The 11172-nt window shown below is 77.3% G+C and carries 12 protein-coding genes and 1 tRNA gene; 3 read left to right on the plus strand and 10 right to left on the minus strand.

Annotation, left to right across the window (positions count from 1 at the left end; genetic code table 11):
• From SNE206_RS14635 to SNE206_RS14665, 7 genes are all read right to left on the minus strand, one after another.
• Positions 1-321: a hypothetical protein gene (locus SNE206_RS14635; protein ID WP_407913752.1), complete on the minus strand. Its 321-nt coding sequence runs from the start codon at positions 319-321 to the stop codon at positions 1-3.
• Positions 322-400: 79 nt separating this feature from the next.
• Positions 401-474: transfer RNA gene (locus SNE206_RS14640), tRNA-Lys, on the minus strand.
• 65 nt (positions 475-539) lie between these two features.
• Positions 540-1139, minus strand: coding sequence for a bifunctional DNA primase/polymerase (locus SNE206_RS14645; protein ID WP_407913753.1), 600 nt, complete (start codon positions 1137-1139; stop codon positions 540-542).
• 136 nt (positions 1140-1275) lie between these two features.
• Positions 1276-1674 carry a hypothetical protein gene (locus tag SNE206_RS14650; protein ID WP_407913754.1) on the minus strand — a complete coding sequence of 133 codons (399 nt, stop codon included), beginning with the start codon at positions 1672-1674 and terminating at the stop codon, positions 1276-1278.
• Positions 1675-1840: 166 nt separating this feature from the next.
• Positions 1841-3205 carry an AAA family ATPase gene (locus tag SNE206_RS14655; protein WP_407913755.1) on the minus strand — a complete coding sequence of 455 codons (1365 nt, stop codon included), beginning with the start codon at positions 3203-3205 and terminating at the stop codon, positions 1841-1843.
• The gene (locus tag SNE206_RS14660; protein ID WP_407913756.1) at positions 3202-4809 is read right to left on the minus strand and encodes a hypothetical protein; all 1608 of its coding nucleotides are present in this window, start codon (positions 4807-4809) and stop codon (positions 3202-3204) included. Before SNE206_RS14660 ends, SNE206_RS14655 begins: the two co-directional genes overlap by 4 nt.
• Positions 4810-4840: 31 nt before the next feature.
• The gene (locus SNE206_RS14665) at positions 4841-6040 is read right to left on the minus strand and encodes a hypothetical protein (RefSeq protein WP_407913757.1); all 1200 of its coding nucleotides are present in this window, start codon (positions 6038-6040) and stop codon (positions 4841-4843) included.
• Between the two features lie 178 nt (positions 6041-6218).
• Between SNE206_RS14665 and SNE206_RS14670 the strand changes: the two genes are divergently transcribed.
• Positions 6219-6857 (plus strand): histidine phosphatase family protein, encoded by a 639-nt coding sequence (locus SNE206_RS14670; RefSeq protein WP_407913758.1) that lies wholly within the window; start codon positions 6219-6221, stop codon positions 6855-6857.
• A gap of 7 nt (positions 6858-6864) precedes the next feature.
• Here the strand turns inward: SNE206_RS14670 and SNE206_RS14675 are convergent, their stop codons facing one another.
• A complete protein-coding gene (locus tag SNE206_RS14675; RefSeq protein ID WP_407913759.1) occupies positions 6865-8274 on the minus strand; it encodes a tetratricopeptide repeat protein in 1410 nt (469 codons plus the stop codon).
• 326 nt (positions 8275-8600) lie between these two features.
• Here SNE206_RS14675 and SNE206_RS14680 point away from each other — a divergent pair, with 326 nt between their 5' ends.
• Both SNE206_RS14680 and SNE206_RS14685 read left to right on the plus strand, forming a co-directional pair.
• Positions 8601-9110, plus strand: a complete 510-nt coding sequence (locus SNE206_RS14680; RefSeq protein WP_407913760.1) for a hypothetical protein — start codon at positions 8601-8603, stop codon at positions 9108-9110.
• A 107-nt stretch (positions 9111-9217) separates the two neighbouring features.
• Positions 9218-10141 (plus strand): spermidine synthase, encoded by a 924-nt coding sequence (locus tag SNE206_RS14685; protein ID WP_407913761.1) that lies wholly within the window; start codon positions 9218-9220, stop codon positions 10139-10141.
• A 36-nt stretch (positions 10142-10177) separates the two neighbouring features.
• Here SNE206_RS14685 and SNE206_RS14690 read toward each other — a convergent pair whose 3' ends face one another.
• Both SNE206_RS14690 and SNE206_RS14695 read right to left on the minus strand, forming a co-directional pair.
• Positions 10178-10939: a hypothetical protein gene (locus SNE206_RS14690; RefSeq protein ID WP_407913762.1), complete on the minus strand. Its 762-nt coding sequence runs from the start codon at positions 10937-10939 to the stop codon at positions 10178-10180.
• 95 nt (positions 10940-11034) lie between these two features.
• A partial coding sequence (locus SNE206_RS14695) for a family 1 glycosylhydrolase (protein ID WP_407913775.1) occupies positions 11035-11172 on the minus strand: 138 nt, incomplete at its 5' end.

Here is an 11172-nt window from a genome sequence, read left to right on the forward strand (position 1 = left end):
TCAGCGGCCGGTCGTCCAGCAGTTCGGGCAGCCGCCGGGCAGCGTGGCGGGGCAGCAGGCCGCGGAGATCCCGGCGGACGCGGACGGGGCGCGGCTCACCGGCGGGTACGGCACGGGACGGTCGGCGCCGGAGCGGGGGAGCGCCGCCAGCGCGGCGGCCAGGGCGAGCACCGTGAGCGGGATCAGCGCCACCAGCACGCGCCGCCGTCGCCGCGCAGCGCGGTGCGCGCGCAGGGCGGACGCCTCCAGGCCGGAGAGCTCGGCGCGGAGCCACTCCTCCCAGCCCGGTGGTGTGCTGCGCGCGGGATCGTCGGGCGCCATGTCCGGGGAGGGTAGCAGTCGGCGACGCTCCGGGAAATGCCGAAGGCCCCCGCTTTCGCGAGGGGCCTTCGACCGTCTGTGCGCCGCCAGGGACTCGAACCCCGGACCCGCTGATTAAGAGTCAGCTGCTCTAACCAACTGAGCTAGCGGCGCCTGCTGACGTGGAAGACTCTAGCAGCGGCCCGCGGTGGAACCAAAACCGATAACGGCAGGCGTGCTCACGCCGACGGCACCGGCTCCAGCGACACCTCCGGGCCCGCACCCGCACCCGCCGGCCCGGCCGTCGCGGAGGCCCGGCCGCGGGGCTCGCCGCGCGCCGCCCGGACGCACGCCCAGAGCACCACGGCGGCGCCCGGCAGCCAGGGCTCGCGGGTGTCCGGGGCGACGATCCAGCGGCCGCCGCCGAGCGAGGGGGAGTCGGGGGCGTCCACCATGCGCTGCAGCGGGGGCACGGTCACCGCGTCGCCCTGGCCGTGGCAGAGCAGCGGCGGCACGTCCCGCGCCCACTCCTCCCAGGCCAGCAGGGTGCGCAGCCGGGGGGCCGCGCCCGGCTGCACGAAGAGCAGGGTGCGGCCGCGGTACGAGGCGACCGGGCCGCAGCCCGGGCCGGACGACCACAGCTCGTCCAGCACCCGGCGGCCGAACAGCGCCGGCATGCTGATCACGTCGAAGGTGCGCCCGCACGGCAGCACGCTGGAAGCCCACGGGCGTGACTCCCACAGGGCGCGCATGGAGCGCGGGTACTCGCTGGCGGAGGCCAGCCAGGCCTCCCCGGCGACGGTGACGTACTCCACCGATTCATACGTCCAGATGTCCACCCCAGCAGGGTGGACCCGGCGCGGACGGGGCGGGACGGAAAAGGCCGTTCACCGGACACCGCGGCGCGCCCCGGCGTACCCTTACCGGCCGCATATGCCAGAGGCCCGGTTCGGACGGGTGCCGGACCGCGGACGGTCAGTGGTCGGTGCGGCGCTGCTGCTGCAGACCCCGGCCGTACTCGACCATGCGGGCCGCGTAGTCGGGCGTCCACTCGGCGCGGGCGGCGATCTCGGCGGGCGTCAGCGCGTCGAAACGCCGGGTGTCCGCGAGCTGCGCGGCGGCGATCGCCTGGAAATCGGTCGCCCGCTCCGCCGCGGTCCGGAACGCCAGGGCCAGCTCGGTGGACCGGCGCAGCAGCTCGGCCGGGTCGTCGATCGACTCCAGGTCGAAGAACCGCTCGGGCTCCGGCTCCTCGGCCTGCGGCTCGAAGATCAGGTGGGCCGGCCGCAGCCGGCGGGGAGCACTGCCCGGGCCCGGGGCGGCCGGGGCGGGGACGCCGCTCTGGTCGGACGCCTGCGTGTGGGGATCGGGCATGGACGGACACCTCCGGAGGGCTGGGGGCGGGGTCGGCCGTCGTCCATTGTCGCGCGACGGCGGCCGGTAGCGGAACGGTGCACACCAGGTCGCTATTCCCATCGCCGGGGCGCATCCCACCTGCGATCTGCCTCCGGAATCTCCGCGACCGCCGCCCCCGGGCCCCTCACCCGAGCGGCACCCGGTGCCGGGAGAGGTGCGCCAGCACCGCGTGGTTGGCCTCCCAGCCGTCCGGGAACTTCACCGCCACACCGAGCTGCACCGGCTCCGCCGACGGGTGCTCGTCCAGCAGCTCCGGGATCCCCGCCCGGGCCACCACGATGCAGGCGTGCCGGTGCCGGGAGGCGAGCACGCACAGCCGCCCGGTCTCCAGGTGGAAGGCCGTCGCGTCGGGCCGCCCGGAGAGCGGGTGCAGCACCACGGTCACGTCGTACTCGCGGCCCTGCAGGCGGTTCGCCGTGTCGACCGTGACGGCCGGGCCGGCCGCCGCGTCCACCGGCACACCCAGCGCGGCGAGCGCCGCGCGCACGGCGGCCGCCTGGTCCCGGTGGGCCGTGCCGACGGCCACCCGGCCCGGCGTGAGCGGCGCCGTGCCCTGCTCGGAGTGCGCGGTCAGGCCGCGGTCCAGCAGCCGCCGGACGGTCGCCGCGACCGCCGCCACCGCCTGCGGGTCGGTCCGCACGGTGTGCCGGGCGGGCAGCTCCAGCAGTGCCCAGCCGTGCTCGACGGCCTCGTCGATCGCGGTGTCCACCGCGGAGCCGTCGGCCGCCGCGGACGCCGTCAGCCGGCGCTCGTCCGGCCCGGTGCCCGCCCGGAACGGCGTGTACGGGTAGAACGCGGCCGAGATCAGCGGCGCCGCACTCGCCGGCAGCCGCCACGACACCGGCAGCCGGTGCGGGCGGATCGCCGGGTTGTGCGCCAGCAGCGTCACCACCGCACTGCTCGACGGGTCGTACGACAGGCCGGCCCACTGGTCGGTGCCGACCACGGTGAACGGGTCCAGCTGGCCCGGATCCCCCACGAACAGCGCCCGCTCGAACAGCCTGGCCACCGCCAGCAGCGCGTCCGAGCGCATCTGGTACGCCTCGTCGACGATCGCGTGCCGCCACGGCGCCTCGGTCCTCACCCACTGCCACTTCGCCGCGGTGGAGATCACCACGTCGTGCTCCAGCAGGTCGGCGACTTTCTCCGAGGCCGTCACCCCGGGGTGCCGCAGCGCCTCCGGGGCCGGGCGGGTGTCGCCCGCGTGCAGCCGGCCGACGGTCAGCTCCGGACCCTTCACGGCGAGGCGGTCCACCAGGTCGTCGACCTGGCTGTTCGTCTGCGCCACGATCATCAGCCGCTCGCCGGCCGCCACCAGCTCACGCGCCGCCCGCACCACCAGGGTCGACTTGCCCGCGCCGGGCGGCGAGTCCACCACCACCCCGCGCGGGGCACCCACGGCGGGCCGCACGGCGGCGTCGAGGATCGCGGCCACGGCGGCGTCGGCCGCCGCACCCGGTGCCTGGTCGGCAGTCGTACCGCCCGTCATTCCCACTCTTCCGTCCCGCCGGGCGCACCCGGCACACCACCCGGCACACCACCCGGCGGACCGCCGTGCGTCCACGGGGTGTCCTCCGGATCCGGCAGCGGCGCCGACTGGCGCGGCGCCAGCTCGAACAGCGTGAACACCACGCGCTCACCGACCTCCGGCAGACTGCCCGGCTCCGGCTCCTTGCGCCGGCCCATGCCCGACACCACCCGCACCGTGACCGTGCCCTCCGCGGCGTCCGCACCGGCGACCACCCCGCGCTGCGCGGACGGCCCGTGCGCACGGTGCACCTCCCGGCCCGGGTCGGCGTGCGGACGGTCCGTGGTGCGCACCACCAGCAGCGGCCGCGGCTTCGGCGACCGCCCCGACGTGTCGTACTCCGGCACCAGCGCCACCACCTCGCCGGCGAAGGCCTCGCCCGCCAGCCGGTGCTCCGCCATCGCCAGCGGGTCGTCCAGCGCCTCCTGCACCTCCACCCGCACCTGCTCCCGCTCGCGCTGCGCCAGCTTGCGGGCCGCGGTCACCGCGTCGTCCTGCCGCGGCTGCGGCGGCTCCCCGGCCGCCACCCGGTCCCGGTGGCCGGTGTACGACCAGCGGTCGCCCTCCCACCGCTCGGCGACGTGCGCGCCCGGCGGCAGCGTCCGCAGCAGGTCCAGGCCCCGCCAGACGTCCGCCCAGACCGGCAGCAGCACCTGCTCCAACACGCCGTGCAGGTGCTCGGCGGCCTGCTTCACCACCAGCTCCGCGCGGGCCGCCGCCGCGGTGTCCCCGGCGTCCGCGGCGCCCCGCGCGGTGGCGAGCGCCGCGTCGTGCCGGGTGATCGCCGGAGCCAGCAGCACCTCGTCGAAGCTCGGATCGGTCGCCGGACCGGCCGGCGGGTGCAGCAGCTGCCCCCGCGCGTCGCGCGCCGTCTCGACGTACTCCGCGGCCTGCGCGCCCCCGGCGCCGCCCGGCGGGCCGTGCCACGCCAGCCGGGCGGCCAGGTGCTGGTCCTCCAGGTGGCTCTGGCCGGTCGCCCAGTGCCGGGCCAGCAGCGAGGTCAGCGGCAGCAGCAGGCTGGAGCCCGGCACCTGCGCACGGTCGGTGACGTGCGTCAGCCAGCGCCCGAGCAGCGGCACCTGCGTCGGCGCCGGGTACGGCCCCGGGTCCGGATCCTCCGCGGTGCGGCGGAACCGCGTCGAGCGGCCGATCAGCGCCAGGTGCTGGACGGACCCCTGGTTGGGCACCACCAGCTGCGGCGCGTCCGCGCACAGCTCCCGGACGACCGGCACCTTCTCCCCGGACTCCGCGTCACGCTCGGAGCCCTCGATGTGCTCGACGTCCTGGGCGAAGGACGCCATGTACGGCAGCAGGTCGGCACCGAAGCGGGCGAGGAAGTCGAAGCGCTGGGTGCGGTTCAGCGGCTGCGGCACGATGTGCAGGCGCGGGGCCTCCCGGTCGGTGCCCAGCATCACCGCCAGCGGCGCACCGGCCTCGCCGGCCGCGGCCAGCGGGATCACCACCATCGGCCGGTCCGACAGGTGCCGGTGCCGCACGGTCGCCAGCGGCTCGGCCCGGCCGCTGCGCACCGCCTGCAACCGCGCGAGGGTTCCGAGCAGGCTCATCGGCGGCACCCCCGGCCGCGGGCGCCCGCCATCAGGGCGTCCCCGCGAGGGCCTCGGCCCGCAGCGCCGCCGCGTGGCGCAGCCGTGCGGCCGCCTCGTCCGCCTCCGCGTCCGCGGCGCCCCCGCCGTCGCCCGGCACTGCCTCCGCGGCGGCCAGCGCCCCGGTCACCGTGCGGATCGACCCCAGCTCCCCGCGCACGCCCCGGCCGAGCTGGTCGACGGAGTCGCCGCACCGTGCCTGGGCACGGCAGTGGAAGCCGAGCTCGCAGGCGGAGAGGCAGTCCGGGCCGTACGCCGCCGGCACCGCGCCGAGCGCGGCCTCCAGCTCCCCGGCGGGCCGGGTCGGAGCGCCCGCGTCGTCCGGGGCCAGGTCGAAGCTCGTGCCCTCGGGGAGGGCGTCCACCAGGCTGCCGACGCCGGTCATCCGGGTCAGCTGGCGGCGGGTCGTGGCCAGCTCGCGGCGGACGTCGACCACCGCGGCCGTCGGCCGGTTGGAGAAGTCCTTCGGGCAGACGAGCAGCACGTCCGTGCGCGGGCTGCCGGGCAGCTCCTGCACCGCGTACGGGTCGTCCGCGGGCTCCTCCCCGGCCAGCGCGGCGGCCGTCTCCTGCAGCGCCAGCACGTACACCGCTGCCTGCCGCGCGGCCGCGCCGACCTTCGCGGGGTCGGCCGAACCGTCCAGCAACGGGAACGACTTGATCTCCACCACGGTGCAGCGGCCGCCGTGCACGAGCAGGGCGTCCGGCTCCAGGTAGGCGGGGCTGCCGGCCACGGTGAGCCGCAGCATCGGGTGGTCGAGCAGCGTCCAGGCGGAGGGGTCCGCCGCCGCGGCCGCGAGCACCTCCCGGGTGCGCCCGGCCCGCACCGCCGGGGACGACCGGCGCAGCAGGTCGGGCACGGCCGGCGGGGCGCCGGCCTCCGGCAGCCCGAGGTGGCGGCGGAGCGGCTCCAGCAGGGCCGCGTAGCCGTCCTGCTTGAGCCGGGCCTCGAAGACGTTGCCGCGGGCCAGCGCGAACGGGGACTGGCCGAACGGCGCCGGACGCCCCAACTGGCGGGCGATCGCGCCCTTGTCGACGCCCGCGGCGTCCAGCAGGGACCGGCGGCGACAGCCGGGATTGGCGGCGAGCGCGGCGAGCGCGCGGGCGTCGAGACTGCGCTGCGGCGCCCGGCCGCGCAGCTCGGAGAGCCGCTGCGCGAGCGGCTCTGACTGCCCCAGGTGCGAGACGTTCATGGTGCGGCCCAGTGTTGCATCCGGCACCGACAATCGGTGTCGCCTCCTCCGGATCGCCACCCCGCCCCCGGGACCGGGGCCCACGATCCGCAGGCCGCCCCCGGGTGCGGGATCATGGGGGAGTCGGCCCTCAATGGCGAGCCAGGCCGCCGCTCACCCCGTTCCGAGGAGTCCTCCCATGCCCGCCCGCATCGTGCTCGTCCGCCACGGCGAGACCGCCTGGTCGGCCACCGGCCGCCACACCGGCCGCACCGACGTGCCGCTCACCGAGGAGGGCCGCGCGATGGCCCGCGCCCTCGGAACCCGCCTCGCCCGCGCCCCCTGGAACGGCCTGAAGGACGCGGTCGTCCTCACCAGCCCGCTCTCCCGTGCCCGCGAGACCTGCGAACTCGCCGGCTTCGGCGACCGCGCCGCCGACTGCGACGCGCTGCTGGAGTGGGACTACGGCCGCTACGAGGGCCGCACCGGCCTCGACATCCGCGACACCGACCACCCCGGCTGGCTGATCTGGCGCGACGGCGTGCCCGGCGGCGAGAAGCTCGGCGAGGTCTCCGCCCGCGTCGACGGCCTCCTCGCCGAACTCAACGACACCCACGGCGTGCCGCACCCCGACACCACCACCATGCACTGCGCCGACCGCGACGTCGTGCTCTTCGCCCACGGCCACCTGCTGCGCATCCTCACCGCCCGCTGGCTCGGCCTGGCACCCGAGTACGCGCAGCGCTTCAAGCTCGGCACCGCCGCCCTCTCCGTGCTCTCCTGGGAGTACGGCCTGCCCGCCGTCGAGTTCTGGAACGACCACAGCCACCTCGACTGACGGACGCTCAGGCGGCCCCCGTCGCGTCCGCGTACGCGTCGAGGAAGTCCGCCACCTCCGGCACCGCCCGGTGCGCGCCCAGCCGCCCGGCGGTGCCGGCGAGCATGCCGCGGATCCGGGCCGACCGCACCTCGCCCAGCAGGACGACCGCCGCCGAGCCCTGCTCGGCGGCGCCCGCGGGATCACCGAGACCGAGCCGGTCGTGCGCCAGCTCCGCCGTGTACAGCACCCGGTTGCGGACGAAGTGCGGATCCTGCAGCGCTATCGCCCGCCCGGCCCGGTCCGCGGCCAGCTCCCACTCGCCCAGCGCCGACCAGCACTGCGCCTCCAGGCCGACGAGTTCGGCCTCCCCGAAGAACGACATCCACTCCGGGTCCGCCTCCGACGGCCCCCGGTCGAACAGGCCGGCCGCCCGCGACAGCGCCCGCTCGCACGCGGCCCGGTCGTTCAACTGCGCCCAGCCCCCGGCCTCGCGCAGCGCCAGCAGCGCCAGCAGCCGCTCCGACCCGAGGCCGCGGGCCGCCGCCTGCCCGGCCTGCGCCGCCCGCAGCGCCTCGCGCGGCCGGCCGGCGTCCCGCGCGAGGAACGCGCTGTTGCAGAAGACGTGCGCCTCCAGCCCGGCGTCGCCCGCCATCCGCGCGGTCGCGACCGCCTCCGCGTAGAACGAGCGGGCGTCCGCCAGCCGGTTCGAGTCGTGCGCCAGCCAGCCGACGGAGATGGCGAGTTCACCCGCCCCGGCCTGCAGGCGGCGCTCGGTCGCCGCGCTGTAGACGCCCTCGTTGAGCAGCACGTACGCGTGCCGCAGCGACTGCCCCGCCCGCTCGAAGAGCGCGTCGGCGCCGTGCGCGTCGTCGAGCAGCCGGATGTCGCGGACAGCGCGCTCGACCCCCTCGGCCTCGGCCGCACCGACCCTGCGCAGGGCCGGAACGGGCCGCGCGGGCACGGCCGCGGCGGCGTCGGGGAGGCTCTCGCCGTCCAGGCCGAGCGCGGCCGCCAGGGCGGTCGAGCCGCCGGTCAGGAACGTACGGCGGTGCACGTCGTCGTTCTCCTCGTCACGATGGTGCGGGTCGTCAACTGCCTCTGCCGGTGGTGATTCTGGCACCGGCAGCCGCGGCGCCGCGCCCGACCCCCGCCGCCGGGCCGCCGTCCGCGGCGCGAAGCCGAGATCGGCCAGCGACCGGTCCGGCCACATGTGCCGGAACACCCGCTCGTACGCGTAGTTGGGACAGCGGATCTCACCGGCCTCCACCCGGCCGACGTACCGCGCGTCGCACGACACGTGCTCGCCGATCTCCCGCGCGGCCCGCCGCACCGCCGTGGCGAACTCGCCCGGCGAGCGGTCGCCGCGCAGCGCGCGCATCACCGGGTTGGGGGCGGCCGGTGCGGGCCGGGGCCCGTCGGGGCTCGTGGCTGCCATGGCTGCGCTCCGAGGGTCGTACAGGTGGTGCCGCGGCGACTGCCGCGCCGTGGCACGCCCGGCGGGGTGACCGGGCGGCGCCGGGGCCGACAGTACCTCCAGTGACGGCGCGGATGCTCAGCGTGCAGGGAAAGATCCGGGGCAATTGCGGACATTGCGGGCCTGGTTGGCGGGTTCTGCCATGAAATGCCATGTCTTGCCGCCGCCCTGCCCGTGGCCTTCCGACCCCCGGTCGCGTTGTCCTGATACGCGGAAGCCCCGCCGCCCACCCCCACACCTCCGGGCGGTGCAGGGCTCCCGACCTGACGAGGTGACAGGAGGTCCCCATGGCCACCCGAGTGTCGCAGTACCACCGGCCCGCCGCCCCAGGGCTGCCGGCCGGAGTGGCCCCGGCCCTGCTGCCCGAAGGGACGGACGGCGGCCCGTCGGCCGGCGGCGGCACCGGCAGCGGCCCGGCCGCCGCCACCGGGACACCCGGGACCGCGGACGGGCGCACACCCCCCGCAGCCCTCTACGACACGGTGACCGTCGCCGTCCGCCACGGACTGGAGACCGTCGACATCCTCCGCCTCCGCCGGGCCTGCGGAGCCGTCCTGCAGAGCCGCGGGGGCGCCGCCGTCTCCTTCCTCGTCCCCGCCGGCACCGCACGCAACTGGCACCTGCCCGGCAGCTCCTGTACACCCGGGGCCGTCCTCCTGCCCCCCACCGACCCGCGCTGGGTGATGCCGCCCGCCGACCCGCAGACCCCGGCCCGGCCCACCGACGCCTGGGTGCTGCGCTCCGCCCTCTGCGAGGCCGCCTGCACCCTGACCGCAGGCGGCCTCGGACCCTTCTGAACCGGCCCGCCCGCCACTGCCGCCGCCTCTGCCGCCCCACCCCGCGCCGCGGCAGCCCGCAGGAACCGCCGCCCGACCTGCCGCCCGACCCGCCGATAATGGTCCCCATGGGACGCACCAACCGGGCCGGCAAGGCCCGTCCACCGGCCGAGCCGGACACCGCCGCGACGGACACCCCCGCCGACGGGCGCAGCCACCGGCAGGGCCCGCTCACCGCCGCCGTGGACTCCGGAACCGCCGAGCTGCGCCCCGACCGCGACCGTCCGCGCGCCTGGCAGCTCCTGCTCGACGGCGCACCGCAGTCCCTCGTCGACCTCGCCGACCCCACCCACCTCGGCTTCGAGTACCAGCGCAGGATCGGCCACCTGATCGACCTCGCCGGCCCGCCCGGCCGCCCGGTCACCGCCCTCCACCTCGGCGGCGGCGCGCTCACGCTGCCCCGCTACGTCGCCGCCACCCGGCCGCGGTCCCGCCAGCAGGTCGCCGAGATCGACACCGCGCTCACCGAACTCGTACGCACCCAGCTGCCGCTGGAACGCGGCTGGCAGATCAGGGTGCGCGGCGCGGACGCCCGCGCCGTGCTGGAACGCGCGCCCGAGGGCGGCGCCGACCTCGTGATCGCGGACGTCTTCTCCGGCGCCCGGGTGCCCGCGCACTGCGCCACCGTGGAGTTCGCCGCGCTGGCGGCCCGCGCGCTCGCCCCGGACGGCCGCCTGGTCGTCAACATCACCGACGGCGCCGGGCTGGCCTTCGCCCGCGCGCAGGCGGCCACCCTGCGGGCGGTGTTCCCCGAGGTCTGCCTGGTGGCCGATCCGGCGGTGCTGCGCGGACGGCGCTTCGGCAACCTGGTGCTGGCGGCCGCCGTCCGGCCGCTGCCCCTGGACGAGCTCGGCCGCCGGGTGGCCTCCGACTCCGCCCTCGGACGGGTCGAGCACGGCCGCGGCCTCGCCGACTTCACCGCCGGTGCCACCCCGGTCACCGACGAGGACGCGATGCCCTCCCCGGCGCCCCCGCCGGGAGTCTTCCGCTGAGACCCCGGCGGGTGGGGGAGCGGGGCGGAGGGCTGCTCAGTGGCCGCGGGGCAGCCCGCGGTGCCGGTACATCGCCAGGCCGGTGAGCAGCAGGCCCGCCGCGATCGGGGCGGCGACGGCCACCGTGCTGTGGCCGCCGGCCCGGACGACGGGTGCGGCGGACAGCGGGCCGCCGGGCCGGCCGTCGCCGGGGCCCGCGGTGGTGTCACCGGCTCCGGCGGCGAGGTGCGCCACGGCCCCGGACGTGCCGTGGGCCGCGGACGACGTGCCGTCCGGGAGGTCCGCGGGGACTGCCGCCGGGGCACCGTCCGCCGAGGTGCAGGCCGCTGCGGCACCGTCCGTCGCAGCACCGGCCGCCGCGGTGCCCGGAACGGCGGTGCCGGTGCCCGGCGCCGGGTCGTCCGAGGCCGCCGGGCCGGTTCCCGCGGGGCCGGTCGCCCCGGGGGCGGTCATCGGGCGGGGCCCGGTGCCGGAGACGGAACCGCCGTCCCCCTGCGACGGCGGGGGGACGGCGGTGAGCAGGACGGAGGCGATGGCGAAGGCGTCCGGTACGGCCGCGGCCTGCCCGGGAAGGGGCAGGCCGTCGAGCCTGATGCGGTCGCGGAGCAGAGCGCCGACGGGCTCCGCCTGCCGGATCCGGCCGACGGGGAGCACCTCCCCGTCGGCCGGGACGAGCAGGGCCGGGATCCCGGCCCGGTCGAGCAGGCCGGGCCCCGGCCCGTCGACGGCACGGGCGTCGCAGACCCCCAGCCCAAACCCCCACAGCTGGGCAAGGATCGCGCCGCCTGCCGCCAGCACTGTCGGGCGCGACCGCGCCGCGTGAATGGCTCGCACGTGAGAGGAACGAGCGAAGCCGGTCTTGGTCACGCGGGGCGGTCACGCACCGTGGTCGGTCACCGCGGGTCGATGCCGTGGTCGAGGCTGTTGGTGCGGATGGCCTCGGAGTACCAGCGGGCGCTGGTCTTGGGGGTGCGGACCAGGGTGTCGTAGTCGACGTGGACGAGGCCGAAGCGCTTCTCGTAGCCGTAGGC

This window comes from Kitasatospora sp. NE20-6, assembly GCF_045862635.1.